Origin of the sequence: Sphingomonas panni (assembly GCF_022664435.1) — a bacterium.
Classification (GTDB): domain Bacteria; phylum Pseudomonadota; class Alphaproteobacteria; order Sphingomonadales; family Sphingomonadaceae; genus Sphingomonas; species Sphingomonas panni.
Genome location: NZ_JAKREU010000001.1, coordinates 682,198 through 704,462, shown reverse-complemented (window position 1 = coordinate 704,462; position 22,265 = coordinate 682,198). Strand labels below are relative to the sequence as shown.

22 protein-coding genes are annotated in these 22,265 nt (G+C 68.4%); 10 read left to right on the top strand and 12 right to left on the bottom strand.

Annotation, left to right across the window (positions count from 1 at the left end; genetic code table 11):
- Window positions 1–8: 8 nt before the first annotated feature.
- The 5 genes from MF609_RS03450 to MF609_RS03430 all read right to left on the bottom strand — a co-directional run bounded on the left by MF609_RS03450 (window position 9) and on the right by MF609_RS03430 (window position 4,219).
- Window positions 9–614, bottom strand: a complete 606-nt coding sequence (locus MF609_RS03450; protein ID WP_242414899.1) for a hypothetical protein — start codon at window positions 612–614, stop codon at window positions 9–11.
- On the bottom strand, window positions 611–1,822 hold the full coding sequence (locus tag MF609_RS03445; protein ID WP_242414898.1) for a M48 family metallopeptidase: 1,212 nt from the start codon (window positions 1,820–1,822) through the stop codon (window positions 611–613). Before MF609_RS03445 ends, MF609_RS03450 begins: the two co-directional genes overlap by 4 nt.
- Window positions 1,819–2,592 (bottom strand): hypothetical protein, encoded by a 774-nt coding sequence (locus MF609_RS03440; protein ID WP_242414897.1) that lies wholly within the window; start codon window positions 2,590–2,592, stop codon window positions 1,819–1,821. Before MF609_RS03440 ends, MF609_RS03445 begins: the two co-directional genes overlap by 4 nt.
- 94 nt (window positions 2,593–2,686) lie before the next feature.
- Window positions 2,687–3,877 (bottom strand): amino acid aminotransferase, encoded by a 1,191-nt coding sequence (locus tag MF609_RS03435; RefSeq protein WP_242414896.1) that lies wholly within the window; start codon window positions 3,875–3,877, stop codon window positions 2,687–2,689.
- A 93-nt stretch (window positions 3,878–3,970) separates the two neighbouring features.
- On the bottom strand, window positions 3,971–4,219 hold the full coding sequence (locus MF609_RS03430; RefSeq protein WP_242414895.1) for a glutaredoxin domain-containing protein: 249 nt from the start codon (window positions 4,217–4,219) through the stop codon (window positions 3,971–3,973).
- Between the two features lie 98 nt (window positions 4,220–4,317).
- Here MF609_RS03430 and MF609_RS03425 point away from each other — a divergent pair, with 98 nt between their 5' ends.
- From MF609_RS03425 to feoB, 3 genes are all read left to right on the top strand, one after another.
- Window positions 4,318–5,004, top strand: coding sequence for a COQ9 family protein (locus tag MF609_RS03425; RefSeq protein ID WP_419723048.1), 687 nt, complete (start codon window positions 4,318–4,320; stop codon window positions 5,002–5,004).
- Between the two features lie 64 nt (window positions 5,005–5,068).
- A complete protein-coding gene (locus MF609_RS03420) occupies window positions 5,069–5,326 on the top strand; it encodes a FeoA family protein (RefSeq protein WP_242414894.1) in 258 nt (85 codons plus the stop codon).
- A gap of 13 nt (window positions 5,327–5,339) precedes the next feature.
- On the top strand, window positions 5,340–7,193 hold the full coding sequence (gene feoB / locus MF609_RS03415; protein WP_242414893.1) for a ferrous iron transporter B: 1,854 nt from the start codon (window positions 5,340–5,342) through the stop codon (window positions 7,191–7,193).
- Window positions 7,194–7,325: 132 nt separating this feature from the next.
- On the opposite strand, the gene MF609_RS19970 is transcribed toward feoB, so the two are convergent.
- Window positions 7,326–7,604: a DUF4169 family protein gene (locus MF609_RS19970; protein WP_336943931.1), complete on the bottom strand. Its 279-nt coding sequence runs from the start codon at window positions 7,602–7,604 to the stop codon at window positions 7,326–7,328.
- Here MF609_RS19970 and ssb point away from each other — a divergent pair.
- Window positions 7,603–8,166, top strand: a complete 564-nt coding sequence (gene ssb / locus MF609_RS03405) for a single-stranded DNA-binding protein (protein ID WP_242414892.1) — start codon at window positions 7,603–7,605, stop codon at window positions 8,164–8,166. The two genes, MF609_RS19970 and ssb, sit on opposite strands and share 2 nt — an antisense overlap.
- A 95-nt stretch (window positions 8,167–8,261) precedes the next feature.
- Here the strand turns inward: ssb and MF609_RS03400 are convergent, their stop codons facing one another.
- On the bottom strand, window positions 8,262–10,700 hold the full coding sequence (locus MF609_RS03400) for a TonB-dependent receptor plug domain-containing protein (RefSeq protein ID WP_242414891.1): 2,439 nt from the start codon (window positions 10,698–10,700) through the stop codon (window positions 8,262–8,264).
- A gap of 230 nt (window positions 10,701–10,930) precedes the next feature.
- On the opposite strand from MF609_RS03400, the gene MF609_RS03395 reads away from it, so the two are divergent.
- The 3 genes from MF609_RS03395 to MF609_RS03385 are packed head-to-tail and all read left to right on the top strand — an operon-like array spanning window position 10,931 to window position 15,048.
- Window positions 10,931–11,239, top strand: a complete 309-nt coding sequence (locus MF609_RS03395; RefSeq protein ID WP_242414890.1) for a hypothetical protein — start codon at window positions 10,931–10,933, stop codon at window positions 11,237–11,239.
- A 48-nt stretch (window positions 11,240–11,287) separates the two neighbouring features.
- Window positions 11,288–13,450 carry a TonB-dependent siderophore receptor gene (locus tag MF609_RS03390; RefSeq protein WP_242414889.1) on the top strand — a complete coding sequence of 721 codons (2,163 nt, stop codon included), beginning with the start codon at window positions 11,288–11,290 and terminating at the stop codon, window positions 13,448–13,450.
- 23 nt (window positions 13,451–13,473) lie between these two features.
- Entirely contained in the window at window positions 13,474–15,048 is a 1,575-nt protein-coding gene (locus tag MF609_RS03385) for a thioredoxin family protein (RefSeq protein ID WP_242414888.1), read from the top strand.
- 12 nt (window positions 15,049–15,060) lie between these two features.
- On the opposite strand, the gene MF609_RS03380 is transcribed toward MF609_RS03385, so the two are convergent.
- The 4 genes from MF609_RS03380 to MF609_RS03365 form a co-directional block, all read right to left on the bottom strand.
- The gene (locus MF609_RS03380; protein WP_242414887.1) at window positions 15,061–15,843 is read right to left on the bottom strand and encodes a phosphate/phosphite/phosphonate ABC transporter substrate-binding protein; all 783 of its coding nucleotides are present in this window, start codon (window positions 15,841–15,843) and stop codon (window positions 15,061–15,063) included.
- A gap of 23 nt (window positions 15,844–15,866) precedes the next feature.
- Window positions 15,867–16,766 carry a fatty acid desaturase gene (locus MF609_RS03375; protein WP_242414886.1) on the bottom strand — a complete coding sequence of 300 codons (900 nt, stop codon included), beginning with the start codon at window positions 16,764–16,766 and terminating at the stop codon, window positions 15,867–15,869.
- Window positions 16,763–17,395 carry a peroxiredoxin gene (locus MF609_RS03370; RefSeq protein WP_242414885.1) on the bottom strand — a complete coding sequence of 211 codons (633 nt, stop codon included), beginning with the start codon at window positions 17,393–17,395 and terminating at the stop codon, window positions 16,763–16,765. Before MF609_RS03370 ends, MF609_RS03375 begins: the two co-directional genes overlap by 4 nt.
- A 212-nt stretch (window positions 17,396–17,607) precedes the next feature.
- Entirely contained in the window at window positions 17,608–18,204 is a 597-nt protein-coding gene (locus tag MF609_RS03365; RefSeq protein ID WP_242414884.1) for an ankyrin repeat domain-containing protein, read from the bottom strand.
- A 53-nt stretch (window positions 18,205–18,257) separates the two neighbouring features.
- Here MF609_RS03365 and MF609_RS03360 point away from each other — a divergent pair, with 53 nt between their 5' ends.
- Genes MF609_RS03360 through MF609_RS03350 form a run of 3 tightly spaced genes read left to right on the top strand, consistent with a single transcriptional unit; the run spans window position 18,258 to window position 20,076 of the window.
- Entirely contained in the window at window positions 18,258–18,866 is a 609-nt protein-coding gene (locus MF609_RS03360) for an SCO family protein (RefSeq protein ID WP_242414883.1), read from the top strand.
- Entirely contained in the window at window positions 18,863–19,297 is a 435-nt protein-coding gene (locus MF609_RS03355; RefSeq protein WP_419723047.1) for a YcgN family cysteine cluster protein, read from the top strand. Before MF609_RS03360 ends, MF609_RS03355 begins: the two co-directional genes overlap by 4 nt.
- The gene (locus MF609_RS03350) at window positions 19,294–20,076 is read left to right on the top strand and encodes a M48 family metallopeptidase (RefSeq protein ID WP_242414881.1); all 783 of its coding nucleotides are present in this window, start codon (window positions 19,294–19,296) and stop codon (window positions 20,074–20,076) included. The genes MF609_RS03355 and MF609_RS03350 overlap by 4 nt, the downstream gene beginning before the upstream one ends.
- Here the strand turns inward: MF609_RS03350 and MF609_RS03345 are convergent.
- A complete protein-coding gene (locus MF609_RS03345) occupies window positions 20,043–22,193 on the bottom strand; it encodes a transglycosylase domain-containing protein (RefSeq protein ID WP_242414880.1) in 2,151 nt (716 codons plus the stop codon). The genes MF609_RS03350 and MF609_RS03345 overlap by 34 nt on opposite strands.
- Window positions 22,194–22,265 lie beyond the last annotated feature (72 nt).

Here is a 22,265-nt window from a genome sequence, read left to right as displayed (position 1 = left end):
GCGTTCGGTCAGGACAGGGTCGCCGCATCGGTCAGCGCCCGGAAATCGCCGAGCGACCGGTCGAAGAAATATTGTCGCGGCGCGTCGAACGTCGCCAGATACAGCCGCCCGCCGATCAGCGTGGCGCGCGCTTCCCCCCGACGCGGCAGATGGTCGTTGTCGGCATAGGCATAGCTGAACCGAATGCCCGGCTGTCCGAGGAACGGGTCGGGGGCCGACGCGGTCAGCGTGAAATCGGCGACCTGCCGTTCGGTGCGATAGGTCGTTTCCAGCAGCTCGGGAATTTCGGCGAGCAGCGTCGCCCGCTTCAGCCGGGGCAGGGGCTTCGTCTTGCGGCTGGTTTCGCGGATCAGCGGTTCGTCCGGCTCGATTCCGGCATACCAGGTGATCTCGTTCAGCCGCTCACCGTCGAGGGTCCACGTTTCCGCCTTCTTGCCCGGGCGGATCGACAACAGGTTCCAGTCGCGCGGGGGCGTAACGCTCAGCTTCGTGCCGGCGATCGTCACCGCCTTGCCCTTCTCACGATAACCGTTGGCGGCGACCGGCGCGGCCAGCAGGGAGACGGCCGCCAGCGACAGCGCGGCGGTGCGGATCGGACGGATGGACATGGTCATGGCTCCCTGGCTTCGGCCGGTGCCAGCATGGCGATCATGCCGGCATCCTTCGCATCGGGTTTGAGGGTGAGGTACCGGCGCAGCGCCGCGCGTCCCTCGGTCGGGCGGCCGGTCTTGAGCAGCGACAGGCCGAGCCCGCGATAGGCATCGGCCAGCGTCGGATCGATGGCGACCGCATTGGTATAGAATTCGGCGGCGTTGATGAGGTCGCGGGGGTTGCCGCGTGCCCGGTACAGTTCGCCGCGCGCCAGCCAGAGCGGTGCGGTCCAGCCGCGATCGGCCAGTTCGGCGATCAGGAAGTCGCTGGCGCCGAAATCGTTCAGCTTGACCTGATCGTCGAGGAATATCGGCAGCCACGGGGCCAGAGCCGCCGCATAGCGTTCCGCCCCGTCGTCCCGGCCATCGCCGCCGGGATCGGCCAGCGCGGCCAGCGTCAGCGCGCGTTCGGCGCTGGGCGGGTGGGATGCGGAAAAGGCCAGTTGATCGAAGCGCGGTTTCGACAGGCCACGGGCGCGCGACGATGCTTCCCCCTCTGCCATCACGTTGCGCCATACGCTGGCCGCCGCCTGCGGACGCAGCGTGCCGGCGTTGAGATAGCCGAGGCCGAGCAGGTCGGCCTCCCGCTCCATGTCGCGGTCATAGCGATAGAGACTGCCATAGACCGACCAGCGCAGGTCGGCGAAGCTGTTGCGTGTCTGATAGCCGGGGCCCATCGACGCCAGCACCGCCGCCCAGCTGAGCAGATCGGTGCCCGAACGGCGCGCCTTGAAGATGCGGACGCCGTGGCGCAGTTCGAAATGGCCGAATTCATGGCCGAGGATCGCGCCCAGCTCGGCTTCGCTCCGCATCCGCAGCAACAGCCCGCTGAACACCCGCATCGTTCCGTTCGCCGTCATGCTGGCGTTGAACACGGGGGTGCGCAGGATATAGATGCGGGCCGCTCCGCACCGATCCTTGCCGACCGTCGCGCACAATACGCCGCGCACATAGGCGTTGAGCGCCTCGTCGCGGATGACCTCCGACGCATTGGCCAATGCGCGTTCGTCCTCGTCCGCCTCGCGCCAGAAGCCGATCTCGTCGACGCCCTGTGGTTGATAGACCCCGGCATAGGGCGGGGGCAGCGGTGCGGCACCGGGACCGCCGGCCGGCGCGGCGGCGGCGGCGAGCAGGGCGAACACGCCGCCCATGCTCCGCGCGATCCGGTTCATCGTTGCGCCGTGTTGACCGGTGCGGTCGCGGGTGCCGGCGTGCTGCCCGGCAGTCCCTCCAGCAACTGGCTGACGCGTTTCTGCGCGCCTTCGGGCGTGCGCACGTCGCCGCCCATCGCATTGTCGGCGTTCAGCCACAGCAAGTCGCCGGTGCGCAGGTCGACCAGCCCGGCATAACCGGCATGCTCGCCCGACTTGATCGCGATGCCCGGTCCCAGCAGCGCCACGACCTGCAACAGCTTGCGCCCGGTCGAGCCATAGGCGTCCTTGTTATACAGGAACAGCGCATAGTCGGCGTCCCTTGCACCCGGCAGCGCGGCGATGCCGCTGCCCAGCGACCAGTCGAACACATTCGCCTTGTTGTCGCGCTTCTTGGTGGGCAGCCGGTTGCCGACGAAGAACTGATAGTCGATCACCGATTGCGACACCGCGGCGAATAATGCGGTATATTCCTCGACCAGCTGGGCATCGGCGCCGTAGCTTTCGGGTGCCGCCACCACGCGGTTGCCGACGCGCTGCTGCTGTTCGGTCAGTGCGGCTTCGATGTTGCGGCGTGCCTGGTCGGTCCAGTCGCCATTGGGTTCGAACATGCCGCCGGTCGACTGTGCGCCGACCGAAACGGCGGGGCGGAAGACGAGGATCGTCTTGCCGCTGCCCGGCGGGAGTTCGAACCCGGCCCTGACCGCGGTGCGTTCCTGCGCCGCCGCCGGAACGGCGACCCATGCCAGCCATGCCGCACCCGCGACGGCGATCCCCCGACCCAGTTTCATAAAGCCCCCCAGCGTTATCGGGGACAGGCTATCGCGGCCGATGCAGGGCCGCAACGGGATTTACCGGGGGATCGAAACCGATTCGGATGGACCGTCAGGCGATCCCGGCACGCCCCAGATCTACCAGCGCTTCCCCGAAGCGGGCGATGTCGCCGGGCGCGAAGCCGGCGATGTTGATCCGGCCCGACCCGGCCATATAGATGCCGTGCGTCGCGCGCAGCCATTCGATCTGGGTGGGGTTGAGCGGCAGCGTCGCGAACATGCCCTTGCCGCGCGCCAGCGGGGCGAGATCGACCGATCCGGCCTGTCCCAGTGCCGCGAGTTCGGCGCGCAGCCCCTGCAACCGGGTGCGCAGCGCGTCGAGTTCGCCTCGCCAGTCGGCGGCGAGCTGCGCATTTTCCAGCACGATCCGCACCGCCGCCGCGCCGTGATCGGGCGGCATCGACCAATTGGCGCGCGCAAGCGCCAGCAGGTTCGACAACACGATGTCGCGGGCCTCCGCATCCGGCGTGGTCGCCCACAGCGCGCCGGTGCGTTCGCGGTACAGCCCGAAATTCTTGTCGCACGAATAGGCGACGACCGCGAACGGCACGGCGTCCAGCACCATGCGCGTGCCCGCTGCATCCGCGTCCATGCCGTCGCCCAGCCCCTGATAGGCGAGGTCGATGAACGGTACGAGCCGGCTGTCGGCGACGGCATCGGCGATGGCGCGCCATTCGTCCTGCGTCGGGTCGATGCCCGTCGGGTTGTGGCAGCAGCCGTGCAGCAGGATCGCGTCGCCCGCCTCCGCCTGTCCGATGGCGGCGCGGATCGCGGGCAGGTCGATGGTCTGCGCCGCCATGTCGAACATGGCGTGCGGCACGACGACGATACCGGCGGCGGCAAAGACCGGCGCATGGTTGGCCCAGCTCGGCTGGCCGACGAGGATGCGGCGCACCCCGGCCTTGGCCAGCAGCTCCGCGCCGAGGCGTAGCGCGCCGGTGCCGCCCGGCGTCTGCAACCCGCAGCGGCGATCGGCGGGAAAGTCGCCACCGAACACCAGCGGTTCGAGCAGCGCGACGAAACCCTTGTCGCCCTCCGGCCCGAGATACGCCTTGCTGTCCTGCGTCGCGATCAGGCGCATCTCGGCCTGCTTCACCGCCTGCATCACCGGGGTATGGCCATGGTCGTCGCGAAACACGCCGACGCCGAGGTCGATCTTGTGGGGACGGGGATCGGCGCGGAACGCCCCGATCAGACGGAGCAGTGAATCGGCGGGCTGGGCGACCAGCGAACGGAACGGCATGAAAACTCCCGGGGATAGGATATGGCCTGCCTATAGGCGGATCGATCGACAGGCCAAATCCTATCTTCGGGTGACGGCGGGGCGGCGTCGCCGTTATTGCCGGGCGAGATATTGCTCCAGATCGTCGCTGCCGCCGATCCGATTGCCGTCGATGAAGACCTGCGGCGTGGTGTCGACCCCATGTTCCGCCTTGAAGGCGTCGACCTCCTCCCGGCTGCGCAGGATGCGGTCGTCGACGGTGAAGTCGGCCGATTGCAGCAGCTGCTTGGCCTTCACGCCGAACGGGCAGATGTGGTCCGGCAGGACCATGCGATAGAGCGTCGCTTCGCGGGCGTCGGACATGGTGGTTCCTTTTGTCGTGGAATGGCGCAGGCATAGCGTCTTGCGCCGACACCGGTTCCGCCGTTGCCGTTTGGCCGTCCGCGCCCTAGCTAGGGGATATGATGGACGATGCGATGGCCCCGCTGGCACCTGCCGACCTGACGCTCGACGAACTGCGCGCCGCTCTCGCGCCGCTGGTCGCTGCCAATGCGGCGTTCGACGGCTGGAACGACAAGGCGGTCGAGGCCGCCGCGCGGACCTTCGGTGCCGATCCCGACGTCGCGCGGCTGGCCTATGCCGGCAGCGCGGTCGAGATGATCGACGCATGGTTCGCCGAGATCGACACGCGGATGATCGCGGCGGTCAGTGCCGATACGCTGGCGACGATGAAGATTCGCGCGCGCATCACCGCGCTGGTCGAGGCGCGGCTGGCGGCGGTGGCGGGCGAGCGGGAGGCGCTGCGTCGTGCGCTCGCGATCCTCGCCATGCCGCAGAATGTCGCGCGGGCGGCCAGGCTCGGCTGGCGGACGGTCGACCTGATCTGGCGATTGGCCGGCGACACGGCGACCGATTACAATCATTACACCAAGCGGGCGATGCTCGGTGCGGTCTATGGCAGCACCATCGCCGTGTTCCTCGACGACGAAAGCGGCGGCCATGCCGATACCCGCGCATTCCTCTCGCGGCGGATCGACGGGATCATGCGCTTCGAAAAGATGAAGGGCCGCATCCTGTCGTCGCGCGATCCCGAACGGCGGCTCAGCCTGTCGCGATTCATCGGCCGACTGCGCTACCCGGCGGTGTAAGCGCCTACGCCGACAGCGAAAGAATCCGCTTCCCTCCGGCGATGCTTATTGCTAATTAGTCGCAATGTTGTCGCCCAATCTGCACCTTACCCAGCTGCCCCGCACTTGCCGGGCGACGGTCGCGTCGGTCGATTGGGAGGGCATGTCGCCGGGAGAGGCGCGACGCCTACGCGAATTCGGGCTGGACGAGGGGGTCGATATCGAACTTCTCCACCGGGCGATGCTGTCGGGCGGGCCGCTCGCCTGCCGGATCGGACGGATGACGATCGCGCTTCGGGCGCATGTCGCGGGGGCGATCCGGGTCGCCCCGCTCGCGGGCTGACGGCACGCCCGACGTGAACGCCGCACCTCTGGTTGCGCTGGTCGGCAATCCCAATGCCGGCAAGACCGCGCTGTTCAACGCGCTGACCGGTGCCCGGCAAAAGGTCGGCAATTATCCGGGCGTCACCGTGGAGCGCCATTCGGGCCGACTCGCGCTCGACGACGGCCGCCCGATCGAGCTGGTCGATCTGCCCGGCACCTACAGCCTCGATCCCTCCAGCCCAGACGAAGCGGTCACGCGCGACGTGGTGCTGGGGCGGCAGGCGGGGGAACGGGTGCCCGACGCGCTGATCGTCGTCGCCGATGCCACCAATCTCGACAATCACCTGCGCTTCGTCCTCCAGCTGAAATCGCTGGGCCGGCCGATGGTGCTGGCGCTCAACATGATCGACATGGCGGCGCGCGACGGGTTGCAGATCGACCTGGCGGCATTGTCCGCCGAGCTGGACCTGCCGGTGGTCGCGACCGTCGCGGTGCGCAAGCGCGGGCTGGACGAACTGCGCGGGGCACTTTCCGGCATCCTCGGCACCGCGCCCCGTACCCGGCCCACCGAGTCGGTCGATCCCGATATCCGCCATTTCCAGCGCGAAGCACGCCGGATCGCGCGGGCCGCGACCGTCGAACAGCCGCGGATGCGCGCCGTGACGCGCGGGCTGGACCGGGTCGCGCTGCATCCTGTCGCCGGGCCGATCCTGCTGCTCGTTATCCTGTTCGTGATGTTCCAGGCGGTGTTCAGCTGGTCCGAAGCGCCGATCGGCTGGATCGAGGGGCTGCAGGGCTGGCTGGCCGATCAGGCGACCGCCACGCTGCCCGATAATTTCCTGCGGTCGTTGCTGGTCGAAGGCGTCATCAACGGCGTCGGATCGGTCGTGGTGTTCCTGCCGCAGATCCTGATCCTGTTCGTGTTCATCCTGCTGCTCGAAGCGTCGGGTTACATGGTGCGCGCCGCGTTCCTGATGGACCGGTTGATGAGCGGGGTCGGCCTGTCGGGCCGGGCGTTCATTCCGCTGCTGTCGTCCTTCGCCTGCGCCATTCCCGGCATCATGGCGACGCGGTCGATCGATGATCCCAAGGAACGGCTGACGACGATCCTGATCGCGCCGCTGATGACCTGTTCGGCACGCCTGCCGGTCTATGCGGTCATCATCGGTGCGTTCATCCCGGCGCGGCAGGTGCTGCCGGGCGTCGGATTGCAGGGGCTGGTGCTGCTGGTGCTGTACCTGACCGGTATCCTCGGCGCGGTGATCGCCGCGTTCGTGTTGCGCCGGACCGCGACCAAGGGCGTGGGCGGCGGTTTCCTGATGGAGATGCCGCGCTATCAGCTGCCCTCGATCCGTGACATCGCCATCGGGCTGTGGCAGCGCGCCTATGTGTTCCTGCGCCGCGCGGGCACGATCATCCTGCAGGTGACGGTCGCGCTGTGGCTGCTGACCTCCTATCCGGTCGCGCCGGCGGGGGTGAAGCAGTCGGAATATTCGATCGCCGGGCGGATCGCGTCGGGGCTGGAGGTCGTGCTGCGGCCGATCGGCTTCAACCATGAAATGTCGCTGGCGGTGATCCCGGCGATGGCCGCGCGCGAAGTCGCGGTGTCGGCGCTGCAGACCGTCTATGCGATCGACGCGGCCGACGAGGAACAGGGTGCACAGGAACTGGGCGGGCGGCTGCGCGGCCGCTGGAGCCTGGCCACCGCGCTCGCCTTCCTCGCATGGTTCGTGTTCGCGCCGCAGTGCCTGTCGACGATCGCGGTCGCGCGGCGGGAAACCAATGGCTGGAAATGGCCGCTGGTGATGATCGGCTATCTCTTCGCACTAGCCTATATCGCGGCCGGAGCAACCTATTGGACGGCGGTCGCCTTCGGGCTGGGATAGGAACGCCACCGACCGCATCGTCACTCCCGCGAAGGCGGGAGTCCATAGACGCAGCGATAGTGCCTCTATCAGGACCGTCCGCGGCAATGGATTCCCGCTTTCGCGGGAATGACGAGTGTTGCCCGGCCGGCGCTAGTCCTCGCGCTTCACCCCATCGAGCAGCGCCTTGCGCCGTGCCTCTTCGCCGTCGTCCGCCGCCTTCTGCGCTTTTGTCCGGCCGAACTTGCGGCGATTGGCGTCGGCGTCCTGCGCCTTCGCGGCCTTGTCGCGGCCTTTACGGAACCGGTTGAGGTTGATGACGTCGCCCATCGCGGTACATTGAACCTCGACCCCGGCATCGGCAAGTACTGGCGCAGCGCCGCCCGGTGGCATAGGAAGCCCAGCTATATCTTTCTCGGAGAACTGCGCCATGGCCGGCAGCGTCAATAAAGTCATCCTCGTGGGCAATCTGGGCCGCGACCCGGAATCGCGGTCGTTCCAGAATGGCGGCAAGGTCGTGAACCTGCGCATCGCGACGTCGGAATCGTGGAAGGACCGCAATTCGGGCGAGCGCAAGGAAAAGACCGAATGGCATTCGGTCGCGATCTTCAACGAAGGCCTTGCCAACGTGGCCGAGCGGTTCCTGCGCAAGGGGTCGAAGGTCTATATCGAGGGCCAGCTGCAGACGCGGAAATGGCAGGACCAGCAGGGCCAGGACAAGTACAGCACTGAAATCGTGCTACAGGGCTTCAACAGCGTGCTAACGATGCTCGACGGTCCCGGCGGTGGTCAGGGCGGCGGCGGGAGCCGTGGTGGTGGCGACTTTGGCGGCGGTGACGATTTCGGCGGCGGTTCGGGCGGCGGCTATGGCGGCGGGTCGTCGGGGGGCTCGCGCGGCGGCGGGTTCAATTCGGGCGGCAACAAGGGCGGCAATTTCGGTGGCGGCTCGGGCGGCGGCTTCGGCGACGATCTCGACGACGACGTACCGTTCTGATCGGGCGGAGCGGGCGGCGTCGCTCGACCCACATCACGACAGCAGCAGGGCGGGGCGGGTATGTACGGACATGCCCGCCCCGAACCATGTCGGGACTACCAGTTCAGGCCGGCCCGGACATAGAGGTAGCGGCCATTGAACCCGAACGGCGAATAATAGGGGAAGCCCAACACCCCGGTCGAGTTGTTGGCGGCCGGCGTCGCCCGCGGATAGACGTCGAACAGGTTGCTGACCCCGATCCCCAGCTGTGCGCCCTTCGCACCACTATAACGTAGTTCGAGATCGGTGATCGCACGGCCGCCGGTCTGGACGTCGCCGGCCGGCGTCGTACCGGGCTGGTTGACGTTCCCGTAATAGGTGACGCGGGCCAGTGCGCCGAGCTGGTCGAGCGACCAGTCGACCGTGCCGGTCACCTTCTCGCCCGGCGTACCCTGTTCCAGCGTCAGGATGCGGCTGCGCGCGAACAGCGTCGGTGCCGGGTCGAGCGTTGCGGTGGAGGTCGGCACGCGGGTCACGTCGACCTTGTTGATGTTGCCGGCGACGGTGAAGTCGAAGGTGCCGGCCGTTTCGGTGCGGGTCCGGTAATGGGCGACCGCGTCGATCCCCTGGGCGGTGCTCGCCAGCCCGTTGATGAAGAAGCGGGCCGCGTTCGCCCCGGTATTGGTCGCCGCCAGCAGGTTGCGGATCTGGGTCGCGACCGCCGCCGATCCTGCCGTCGCCGCGCTGATATTCTCCGACAGGCCGATCTGGTTGCGGATATGGATGCGATAGGCATCGACCGTCAGGTCGAACCCGCCGCTGCGCAGGACGGTACCGACCGACAGGCTGGTCGACTTTTCGGGTTCGAGCGGCAGCCCGCCCAGCGCCGTGCCGACCGGGCTGACCGAGGGGAAGGTTCCGGTCAGCACGGGTACGCCGTTGGTGACGACCGATGCGATCTGCGTGAAATATTGCTGTTGCAGCGACGGTGCGCGGAAGCCGGTCGAGGCGGTCCCACGCAGCGCGAACCAGTCGGAGACGTCGTAGCGGGCCGACAGCTTGCCCGTCGCGGTCGATCCGAAGTCCGAATAATGTTCGCCGCGCCCGGCGAGGCCAACCAGCAGGCGGTCGGTCACCTGCGCCTCGACATCGGCATAGATGCTGCCGCTGCGCCGGCCGCGTTCGATGGCATTGGCCGGATTGAACCCGCCGAAACCCTGCGCACCCGGTGCGGCACCGGTCGCGCCGGTCGCGGGATAGCCATAGGATGCCGGTTCGCCGGGGGTGATCTTGTACCCCTCGCGCCGCCCTTCGATGCCGAAGGCGACGTTCAGCGACTGGAAGACGTCGAACTTGCGCGTCACGTCCAGCCCGGCGACATATTGGTCATAGGCGACCTGTCCGTCGTAGAAATTGCGCGGCGTCGCGGCGCCGTAAGCATAGTTGGCGGAATTGAGCGTGCGGAAATCGACCGTGTTGCGGCCATAGCTGAACGATAGGTCGACATCGTAGCCGCCGAAATTACCACGCAGCCCGACCGCCGAGTTGATATCCTTGGTCTTGGTGTTGATGAGCGGCAGGAAGCCGTTGGCATAGCCGGCGAGCGCGGTCTGGGCATTGGCGTTGCGCGGGAACGCGGCGCTGCGCGTATCGCGGTCCTGATATCCGCCAAAGGCATACAGGCTGACATTGTCGGTCAGCGACGTGCCGGCATTGACGAAGCCGGTATATTGCTCGACCTCGGGATCGCCATAGCGGCCGGTGACGCGATTGGGCGTGACGCGGCGATCGATATCGGCACGGTTGGTCGGCTGCCGCTTGGTATATTCACCCGACACGGTGACGAAGCCGTCGCTGCCGAAGCCGAACCCCTGCCACGCGGTGGCGGTGACGACCGGTTCGCCCGTCACGCTGCGCCGGTTGTTCGCCGTATCGATCTGCGTGTCGTAGAAGCCATAGGTGACGCCCGCGCCGCCGCCCGAGCGCGCCTCGCGCAGCCGCAGGTTGACGACACCGGCGATCGCATCCGATCCATATTGCGCCGATGCGCCGTCGCGCAGCACCTCGACCCGGTCGAGCGCGGATGTCGGCACGGTGTTGAGATCGACCGCCGACGACCCCCGGCCCACGGTGCCGTTGGTGTTGAGATTGGCGGAGCTGTGCCCGCGGATGCCGTTGATGAGCACCAGCGTCTGATCGGGGGCGAGGCCGCGCAGCGTCGCCGGGCGGATCGCGTCGGTCGCGTCGTTAGCCGACGGGCGTGGGAAATTGATCGACGGGGCGACCGTCGCCAGCGCGGCGGCGAGTTCGGTCGTACCCTGCCGCTGGAGACTTGCCCCGCTCAACACGTCGACCGGCGACGCGCTGTCGAGCCGCGTCCGTCCGGCGGTGCGCGTGCCGGTAACGACGATGTCGTCGCCCGCATCCTCGGCATCGGCCGTCGCGGGCGTCGGCGCGGCCGGTTCGTCCTGCGACGCCTGTCGCGCGAAGGCGGACGTCGCCGCGAGCGTGAGCAACGATGCCCCGAAAAGGGCGATGGTACGGCCCTGTGTCATTCTTGAATCCCTTGTTCGCTCCCGCAGCGCGGGATGGTGCAGGCCGTCTCCTTACCCACCGCGGTCACCGACCGAGCCAAAGAAAATCTATCGGACCGATAGGATTTGTGTAATCTCCACGACAGGTCGTCCCAACCAACACCATTCCCACCAAATAGATATGGTTTCTTTCGCAGCTTTGCAGTGCAGCATAGCGTTGCCGGCCAACGAACCGAACGCCGCCTCCACTCATGAAAATCGGCAGCGACGGCATCAGCGGGGGAAAGATCATGCCGGACGTATCGCGTTGCCGTCCTTCGAACGGGCCGGGTTCCCGTCAGCGGGTCCTGCTGTCCGCGCTTCTGGCGGTCGGACTGCTGGCCAGCGTGCCGGGCGTTGCGCCGGCGGCGAGGCCGGAGCCATCCTCGCTCGAACAGGTATTGGTGCGACGCCGCGCGGTGCAGGCGCGCCCGGATAGCGACCAGACCATCGAGACGCGCGTCACCGCCGAAAGCCGGTCGTGCGCGGTCGGTTCGCTGCGTCCGGCCGCCCCGCCGTAATCTGAGCCGGCTGCACCGACACCATCACCATCATCTTTCGGGGGAAATATGAAGAACCGCACCTGTCTGTTGGCCGCGAGCGCTTTGCTCGCCGCGCCGCCCGCCTTTGCCGGCCCGGACGAAGCGACGTCGGTATCGGCCGATACCGCCGCGTCCACGGACACCGATGACGATTCCGACGGGCTGATCGTCGTCAATGGCCGCGTGCAGAAGAAGCAGATCAGCGGCGGTGCGCTCGGCACGCGGTCGAACCTGGAGACGCCCTTTTCGATCGCGACCGTCGATGCAGGCGATATCGAGGAACTGCGCGCGCTGACCACCGCCGATTATTTCGTCGGCGACGCCAGCGTCACGCGGGACGGGGGCAGCCGGTACAATATCCATTCGCAATGGGTGACGGTGCGCGGCGCGGCGGTGCGCGCGTTCCTCTATAACGGCGTGCCGATCCGCGACGCCCAGGGGGCCGATACGCCGCCCGAATTCCTCGAACAGGTGCAGTTGCTGAAGGGGGCGGGCAGCTTCATCTACGGCTATGCCGCGCCCGGCGGCGTCATCAACTATGCCACCAAGAAGCCGACAGAAACGCTGAAGGCCGATCTCGATGTCGGGTGGCAGTCGGCGGCGCTGTTCCGGCAGCATGTCGATATCGGCGACACGATCGGCCCGGCCGGGTTCCGGTTGAACGCGGTACAGGAATTCGGCCGGACCTATGCCGACAGCCAGATCCTGCGTCGGGGTGCGGCGCTCGCCTTGCGGTTCGACCTTGCGCCCAACCTGGTCTGGCGCGGCGACGCCTTCTACCAGCGCAACGAGATCGATGGTGCGGAGCCGAGCTTCGTCGTCGGCGGCAATGCCAGCCCGGCGGTCTCCACCTATCGCGACCGCGAGGTGCCGGCCCCGGTCAGCGGCCGGACCCGCTTCGCGTCGCGCGACACCTATACCGACGGCAAACTCTATTCGGCGATCACCAGCCTTACCTGGCATATCGATCCCGACTGGTATGTCCGCGCGACCGGCGGCGAGGTTGGGAATGATCATCGGTTGCCGTATGAGCGGATCATGTTGTTCAACCGGGCGGGGGATTATGCGCTGCGGCTGTTCAACGGGCGTAACGTGTTTCGCAACCGGTTGGGGTCGCTGTTCGTCGAGGGGAAGTTCGCGACGTTCGGCGTCGCGCACCAGCTGAACCTGGGTTTCGACTGGCGGGACAGCCTGGGCCGCCATGCCGAGAATCTGGCGACCTTCCAGCCGGGCAGCAACATCTTCCGCCCGGTGCCGGCGCGCTGGACGTTCGACGATCGCCGCGACCTGGAAATCCGGCCGCTCGGCTGGAACGAGGAGAAGTCGGCCTTCGTCAGCGACACGGTGACGCTGGCCGACCGCGTGTCGATCATCGCCGGCGCGCGCTATACCGATTATCATTCGAAGGCGTGGGCGTGGCGCACCCGGCAACAGACCAGCGACTATCGCAGCGACGGCGTCACCCCGACCTTCGCGCTGCTCTACCGCCCCGACACCGCGCTGACCGTCTATGCCAGCTATATCCAGGCGTTGTCCGAAGGCACGATCGTCAGCAATCTATACGAGAATGTCGGCGAGATCCTGCCCGCCCTGTCGAGCCGGCAGGTCGAGATCGGCACCAAATGGGAAGGGGAGCGGTTTTCGGGCAATATCGCGCTGTTCCGGCTCGACCGCGGCGCCAATTTCGTGACCGGCGACAACCGGCTCGTGCAGGACGGGATCGAACGGTACCAGGGGATCGAGGTGTCGGCGCGGGTGCGGCCAGCCGACCCGCTGTCGATCGGCGCATCGGCGACCTTCGTCGATGGCGAGCATCGACAGGCGACCAATCGCTGGCTGATCGGGCGACCGTTGCACGGGGTCGCGCGGGCGACGGCGGTGATCGACGCGTCCTACGACCCGGCCTTCCTGCCCGGTTTCGGCCTGCGCGGGCTGGTGCGGTATCAGGGGCGGGCGGCGATCTTCAACAATCAGCCGCGCGACTGGACGGTCTATACGCCCGCGGTGTGGCTGGCGACGATCGGCGGCGATTATCGCTTTCGGCTGGGCGGGCGCGAGCTGGTGCTGCGCGGGCAGGTCCAGAACCTGTTCGACACGCGCTACTGGAACAGCGGGACCAGCACCTGCTGCTATTCGCTGTCGCCGGGCCAGCCCCGCACCGCCAGCCTCGACCTGAAGCTGTCGCTATGATCCGTCATCCGCAGGAGATTCGCATGACCCGTCACCTGTCGCCGTCGATAACGCTGGCGCTTTCCGTCGCGGCGCTCGCCCTGTCGGGCTGCGGCGATCGGTCCGATCCGTCCGCAACACCCATGGCGACCGCATCCGCCGCGACCGGGATCGCGTGGCGGCGCGGCGACGTCACCGACGCCTTTGCCGAGGCGCAGGAACGGGGCAAGCCGGTGTTGCTCTATTGGGGAGCGGCATGGTGCCCGCCGTGCAACCAGCTGAAGGCCGGGCTGTTCCGCAACGCCGACTTCATCGGGCGGACGCGCGACGTGGTGCCGGTCTATCTCGACGGCGATACGCCGGGGGCGCAGGCATGGGGCGAGCGGTTCGGCATCACCGGCTATCCCACGCTGATCGTGCTGCGCCCCGATCGCAGCGAGGTCACCCGCCTGTCGGGCACCGGCGACCCGGTGCAGGTCACCGCCGCGCTGGATGCGGTGCATCGCGGCAGCGCGGATATCGACACGTTGCTGCGCCGGGTGCGCGCGACGCCGGGGGCGCTGTCCGCCGACGACTGGGCACTGCTGGCCGGCTATGGCGGGTGGTACGACCCGGCGCGCAAGACGAGCGCCGGTGCCGCGCTGGGCGCGCTGGCCGATGCCGCGCCCGATCCCCGGTTGCAGCGGCAGTTCCTGTTGCAGGCGCAGGCGGTGGCGAACGACGACGCCCCGCCGCTGCCACCCGAACGCGCCGCCCGCCTGCGCGCCGCGCTGGCGACGGTGTTGCGCGATCCGGCCGAGGTGCGCGCCAATCGCGCCGCGCTGACCTATGGCGCGGTCGCGCTGGTCCGCGCCGCCGCGCCGCAGGATGCCGCCGCCCGGCAGCGGACCGGCGATGCGATCGTCGCCGCGCTCGACCCGCTGTTCGGCGATGCGAAGCTGGTCGCATCGGAGCGGCTGTCGTCGATCGTCGCCGCCATCGCGCTGTTCCGCGACCGCGCGGGTGAGGACGCGCCGGTGCCGGCCGCGCTGCGCAGGACGGTGCGCGACCGGGCGGCATGGGCCGACCGCAGCGTCACCGACGCCTATGCGCGCCAGGCGGTCATCAGCACCGCCGCCGAACTGCTGGGGGAGGCGGGCGACGCCGACGGGGCGCAGCGGTTGCTGACGGCCGAACTGAAGCGCTCGCACACGCCCTATTATTACATGCCCGCGCTGGCCGAACTGGCCGAGGCGCGGGGCGACCGGCGACAGGCGCTCGACTGGCTGCGGCGCGGCTATGCCACTGCGGAGGGACCGGCCAGCCGGGTGCAATGGGGCGTCACCTATGTCGAGGGGTTGCTGCGCCTGTCGCCCGACGATCGCGCCACGATCGAGCGGGCGACCGGCGACGTGATCGGCGAACTGGCCGGCCAGCCCGAAGGCTATCGCCAGCGCACCCGCCTGCGGCTCGAAAAGCTCGGCAAGGCATTGGCGGAGTGGAGCGTCCGGCATCGCGGCGGCGAGACGCTTGCCCGACTGCGCGCAGCCGGGGCGCAGCGTTGCGCGGGGCAGCGCGATCCGCAGGCGGCGGCGGCGTGCCGCGACTGGCTGCCGGCGGCGGGCGGGACGACCGTGTGAGCGGCGGGCGGGTCAGCGCAGTTCGGGATAGCCCGCTGCGCCGGCCCGTTCGGCGAGAGTACGCAGCGGGGCATAGTCGTCGAGCGACGCAGGACGCACCGCGACCAGGTGCAGCGCGTCGCGTGCCGCCGCCGTCGCCGGATCGGCAAGGGCCGTGTCCAGCGCATCGCGCAGCGCCGCGAGCACCGCCGGAGACGTGCCGGCGGCCGTGACGAAGGGCAGGGTCGGCGAAGGCGCGGTCGTGGCGACGATGCGCAGCGCGGTGGTGAGATCGGGTTCGTAGCGCCCCAGCGCGGCAAAGGTCACCGCGTCGATCGCCGCGACATCGGCCGCGCCGTGCCGCACCGCCTGCGCACTGGCGCGATGCGCGCCGGTTTCGACGACCGAGGCGAAGAAGCGGCCCTCACGCGCGAGCGGCGCGACCAGCGCGCGCAACAGGTTGCAGCCGGTGTTCGAGCTGCGCGCGTTGACCGCGACCACCCGGTCGCGGAACGCGGCGATGCCGTCGCCGGGGTCGTCGGCGCGCGCCACCACCACGCTGCGATGGGTCGCGCCGGCACCGTGCGGCACGGCATAGACCGGGGCGGCCACGACCTGCAGAGTCAGGTCGGGCGCGGTCGCCAGCGGATAGCCACATGCCTGTGCGAACAGCAGGTCGGGATCGCGCCACACATGCTCGACCGGCCGGCTGCGGTCGAGCGTGTCGGGCGCATCGATTCCGTGTCGGCGCAGCTTCCCGGCGATCGTGCGCCACAGCGCGTCGTTGGCGGCGTGCTGCGCAGGGTGGTCGTACATCCCGAGCGAGGCGACCGCCCGCGTCATTCGGCCCGCGCGCCGGGATGGACGAGGATATGGTGGCGGCGAAAGGCGAAGCGGCGGGCAATCTCGCCATAGCTGCGATAGCTTGGCTCGGCTGCGTTCGACGTGCGCGTGGCGCGCCGCCGCTGGAACGCCGGCAGCCGGTACCATGACAGGCCGGGGCGTTCGTGATGCGCGGCATGGAGATGGTTGTTGAGGAACAGCAGGCCCCACAGGCCGCCGCGCTGTACCGTCACCGCATGGCCGGGGGAGCGCGCCTCGGCATGATGTTCGGCGAAGGAGCGCAGCAGGGACAGCGCCGTGCCCGGATAGACGAACAGCAGCAGGTAGCGGACCAGCCCGAAGTCGTTCGAGGCGAGCCACGCGACGACGAGCGCACAGCCGGCCAGATGCGGCAGCCAGTCCCGCGCGACGGCGATCGGATGCTGCCGCACCCTGCGCAGTTCGGCGATGACCAGCGATCCGATCGCGATCGCCGGTCCCAGCAGCAGCCGCAGGATCAACGTGCCCTGCAACCGCGCGACGATCCCGGCCGCGCCCGCATCGGATTCGAGATAGCGCGATTCGGGGTCGGCGACCGGATGGGTGATCCAGCTGCTGCGATGATGGGCGAGGTGGCTGCGCCGATAGATGGCATAGGGCAGCCATAATGCGAGCGGCGGAAAACCGATCGCATCGTCGATCGCGCGGCGGCCGGTCGGATGGCGATGGATCACCTCATGCTGCAACGATCCGTGCCATGCGATCAGCCATCCGCCGGCCAGCGCCAGCACGGGTGCGGGGATCGCCCGGTGTCCCCAGGTGAGCGCGATCCAGCCGCCATAAATCGCCACCGCGACGACCAGCGTCGGCCATTCCCAGCGCCGGCCCGGCCGCGCACGCCGCCCGGTGCCGCTCATGCCGGTTGCCGCACCGTGCGCAGATAGGGCTTCACTTCGGTCCAGCCATCGGGGAACAGCGTCCGGGCGGTGGCGTCGTCGACCGAGGGCACGATGATGACGTCGCCGCCGGGTCGCCAGTCGGCAGGCGTCGCGACCTTGTGCGCGTCGGTCAGCTGCAGGCTGTCGATCGTGCGCAGGATCTCAGCGAAATTGCGGCCGGTCGAGGCAGGATAGGTGAGCGTCAGGCGCAGCCGCCGCGCCGGATCGATGACCAGCACCGTGCGCACCGTCGTCGTGTCGGACGCTTCGGGATGGATCAGGTCGAGCAACGTCGCCACCCGGCGATCGTCGTCGGCGATCAGCGGAAAGTTCAGTGCCTGTCCCTGCGTCTCGGCGATATCCTCCGCCCAGCGCAAATGGCTGTCGATCGAATCGACCGACAGGCCGACTACCGCCACGTTGCGCCGGGCGAATTCGGGCAACAGCGCGGCGACCGCGCCCAGTTCGGTCGTGCAGACCGGCGTGAAATCCCTGGGGTGCGAGAACAGCACGACCCAGCGATCCCCGGCCCATTCGTAGAGGCTCAGCGGCCCCGCGGTCGACGCCTGGGTGAAGTTTGGAACCTGATCCCCGATCTTGAGCGACATGTTCGATCTCCTGACGGGTTCGATTGTCTACCAGATAGATGGGAATTGAATTACGCCAACTCTATCGTCGTGCCAAGTTCCGGTTTGTCGCGGAACGAGCGGCATGGCGCGCATGGTCGGGCCGGCCGGCGGCATCTACCGACCCGGCTCTGCAACTGTCGGGAGCAGGCGGGTATCGCCGCCGCGATGGCGTTCGCAGCGGCGACCGGGAATCAGAAGCGGGGGCCGGCCACCGCCGCCTTGGGCTTGGCGGCCGGTGCTTCGTCGAGCAGCTTCAGCAGCGCCGGCGTGCGCGTGTCGCGCTTGGCATAGTCGCGCGCCGACAGGCCGGCGATCACGTCCGCCTGGTCCGGGTTGGCACCGGCCGCGACCAGCGCGCGCACCATGTCGAGGTTGCGCAGCTGCACCGCGCGGATCAGCGGGGTTTCGCCGCTGCTATTGCCCAGATTGAGGTTCGCCTTGCGCGCGGCCAGCGCGTTGATCGCCTCGACCGACCCCGATTCGACTGCCAGCAGCGCGGGCGTGTTGCCGCGATTGTCCTGCAGATTGGGGTTCGCGCCCTTCGCCAGCAGGAAGCGCAGATAGGTCAGGTTGCCGCTCTTGGCGACGATGTGCAGCGCGCCTTCGCCGGTGGTGCGGTCCTTGGTATTGATGATCGTCTGGCCCGGCTGGCCGAGGATATCGTTGACCTTGTTCCCATCCTCGTCCCGCACCGCCTTCAGGAACAGATAGCCCGGCGACATCTGCTGCGCGTGCGCCGCGGCAGGCAGCATCAGCGCGGCGGCGAGGGCGAGGCGGAGGACGGACATGGGGTAAGCTCCAAAGGACGTTACGCGGCTTGCAAGGCGTCGCCTATCAGATCATGGCTGGCAACACCATGAACAGCATCCTGCGTACCCTTGCCCCGGCGCTCGCGCTGGCCCTTGCCGCCTGCGGCGGTGCCCCCGAACCGGCGGCCACGCCGCCGCTGGCGGGCGCGCGGATCGGCGGGCCGTTCGTACTGACCGATTCCACCGGCAAGGTGGTGCGCGACACCGATTTCGCCGGCAAATGGCGGATCATGTATTTCGGCTATACCTATTGCCCCGATGTCTGCCCGGTCGACGTCCAGAATATCGCGGCGGGCGTGAAGGCGTTCGAGAGCGAGGAACCCGAACTGGGGGCGAAGGTCGTGCCGATCTTCATCACCGTCGATCCCGAACGCGATACGCCGGCGGTGGTCGGGAAGTTCGTCTCGGCCTTCCATCCGCGCATGGTCGGGCTGACCGGCAGTGCGCAGGCGATCGCGGATGCCGCGCGCGCCTATGGCGTCACCTATGCCAAGCAGCAGTCGCCCGGCGCGACCGAATATCTGATGGACCATATGCGCACCGCGATCCTGATGGATCCGAAGGGCCAGCCGGTCGCGCTGCTGCCGCAGGACGAAAGCGGCGAGGCGGTCGCCGCCGAGCTGAAGAAGTGGGTCCGGTGAGCGGGCGCTTCTGGGAAGACCTGCCGCTCGCCGCGCTCGACCGCGCGCAATGGGAGGCGCTGTGCGACGGCTGCGGCAAATGCTGCCTGCACAAGCTGGAGGACGAGGACACCGGCGAGATCCATGCGACCAATGTCGCGTGCAAGCTGCTCGACCGGCGCATGGGCCAGTGCAGCGATTATCGCCACCGCCACGCCTATGTCCCCGAATGCGTCCGGCTGAACGCGCGCAATGTCGGCGATATCGAATGGCTGCCCTCCACCTGCGCCTATCGGTTGCGCAATGAGGGGAAGCCGTTGCCTGAGTGGCATTATCTCAACAGTGGTGACCGGGAGAGCGTTCATGCCGCCGGCCAGTCGACGCGCGGGTGGACCGTGTCGGAGAACGACGTCGGCGACCTGGAGAACCACCTGACCGACCGGACGCTGTGATCGACGGACTGGAGGTCGTCCGCCATCCGCGCGCAAGGGTCGCGCGGCTGTCGGTCGATCCGGCCACCGGGCGGGTACGGCTGACCGTGCCGAAGCGGATGGCATTGGCCAAGGCGGTGGCATGGGCCGGGGAAAAGGCGGACTGGATCGCGACGCAGCGGGCGAAGCTGCCCACGGGGCGGCCGTTCGTCGATGGCGCAGTGGTGCCGGTGGCGGATCGCGCGGTGCGGCTCACGTGGCGGGAAGGGGCGTCGCGGACGGTGTTCCTGTCCGATCGTCACCCCGGCGAAGGCAGGGGTCCATGGTCACGGGACGCGGCGACTCTTTCGATACCGCCCGTATCCATGGATCCCGGCCTGCGCCGGGATGACGAATGGGTTTTGACCTGCGGCGGTACGCTCGACCAATTCCCGATCCGAATCGAACGCTGGCTCAGGCGCGAGGCGTTGCGCGTCCTGACAGAAGACACTGCCCATTACGCGGCAAAGGCCGGCGTCACCGTGTCCAGGGTCGCTGTCGGCGATCCCAAGGCGCGCTGGGGCAGTTGCAGCGGGGACGGCACGATCCGCTATAGCTGGCGGCTGCTGCTCGCCCCGGCCTTCGTCCGTCGCGCGACCGTGGCGCATGAGGTCGCGCACCGCATCCATATGCACCACGGCCCCGCCTTCCACGCGCTGGTCGCCGACCTGTTCGAAGGCGACCCGGACGATGCCCGCCGCTGGTTGCGGGCGGAGGGCGCCGCGCTTCACTGGTACGGGCGGGCGTCCTCGTCCGGGTAACGGTCGGCGGGTGGTTGCTGGCGACGGTCCGGGGCCGGGCGGCGCGGTGGTGGCGCACCCTGTTCGCCGCGCGGATTGCGGCCGAGCGCGCGGTCGATCCAGTCCTGGTCGAGCTGTTCGTCGGGCACGCGCTGCTGCGGCAACGGTTCGTCACTATCGTCGACCGTTGCATCGGGCTGGGTCGCGCGTGGCTGTTCGACCGGATTGCCGTCGGGATCGACATAGACCCGGTCGTCGGGAGCGCCATAATAGCTCTCCGCGTCCGGTTCCTCCTGCCATTCGGGCAGCGTCACCTTGGTATTGAATTCCTCGACCGGGCGGTTGGCGACCGCCTGTCGCATGAACGCGGCAAAGGCGCGGGCCGGCGCGGTGCCGCCCTGCAAGCCCGCAACGGCCTTCGCATCGTCGCGGCCCATCCAGACGCCGGTGGTGATGCCGGACGAGAAGCCCATGAACCAGCCGTCCTTGTACGACGTCGTCGTGCCGGTCTTGCCAGCGACCGGGCGGCCGATCTGCGCCGCGCGGCCGGTGCCGGTATTGACCGCGGTCTGGAGCAAATCGGTCATCTGCTGCGCGACATAGGGGGCGACCAGCACGCGCGAACTGTCGACCTGATGCTGGTAGATGACCGATCCGTTGGCGGTGACGCGGGTGATGCCATAGGGCACGACCGCCGTGCCGCCGCTCGCGACCGAGGCATAGGCGCGGGTCAGGTCGATCAATCGCACATCGGACGTGCCCAGCACCATCGCCGGGCGGGTGTTGACCGGCGTGGTGATGCCGAAGCGCCGCGCCATGTCGGCGACGGTGGCGAAGCCGACCTCCTGCCCCAGCCGCGCCGAGACGGTGTTGAGCGAATAGGCGAAGGCGGTGCGCAGCGACACCTGCCCGCTATAGCGGCGCGACGCGTTGCGCGGCGTCCAGCCGTCGATGGTGACCGGGGCGTCGTTGACCTGGCTGTCGGGGTTCATGCCCGCTTCGAGCGCCGCGAGATAGACGAACAGCTTCCACGCCGAACCCGGCTGGCGCGTCGCCTGCGTCGCGCGGTTGTAGATCGACGAGACATAATCCTTGCCGCCGACCATGGCGCGCACCGCGCCGTCGCGGTCGAGCGCGACCAGCGCACCCTGTACCCCGGCCGGCGCATTGGCGCGGATCGCGGTGTCGGCGCTCTTCTGCATCGACGGGTCGAGCGTGGTCCACACGTCGAGCGGTGCTTCGGTTTCGTCGATCAGCGTTTCGAGCTGGGGCAGTGCCCAGTCGGTGAAATAGCGCACGCTGTTCTGCTGCGGTTCGGGGGCGAGCCTGATCGCCTTGGGATCGGCATCCATCGCCTCGCTGGCGGTGATCGCGCCGGTTTCCTGCATCAGTTTCAGCACGACGCCCGCGCGGCCCACGGCGGCCTCAGCATCGGCGGTCGGCGAATAGCGCGACGGGGCCTTTACCAGACCGGCGACCACGGCGGCCTCCGATAGCGACAGGGTGGTGGCGGGATGGTTGAAGAAGCGCCGCGACGCCGCATCGATGCCATATGCACCGCCGCCGAAATAGACCTTGTTCAGGTACAGCTCGAGAATCTGGTTCTTGGTGAATTTGCGTTCCAGCGCGAGCGCCAGGATGATCTCGCGGAACTTGCGCCCGACCGTATAGCTGTTCGACAGGAAGATGGTGCGCGCGACCTGTTGCGTGATGGTCGAGGCGCCCTGCAGCCGCCGCCCGGTGCCGCGATTGTCGATCGCGAACTTGGTGATGCGGGCGAGTGCCACCGGATCGACGCCCCAGTGCGAGCGGAAGCGGCGATCCTCGACCGACACCATTGCCTCGCGCATCGCGGCGGGGATCTGCGCATAGGGAATCCATTCGCCATAGCTCGGCCCCAGCGAGACGAGGATCGACCCGTCCGCCGCGCGCACCCGGATCATCTGTCCGTTGGGCGAGGATTTGAGCTGGTTGAAGCTCGGCAGGTTCGCCTTGGCATTATAGACCGCCACGATCAGTGCGATCGCGCCGAAGAGGGCGAGACCGACACCGATCCCCAGCACCCAGCGCAGGATGCGCCACCAGCGGGATCGGGCGGCGGCGGGCCGCTGCTGCGGGCTTTTGGGAGTGCGTGCCATGGGAATGCGCCGGATACCGCGCCCGCCCCCGGCGGCACAAGCCCCGGACGCACAGCGCATTGGGAATGGCGC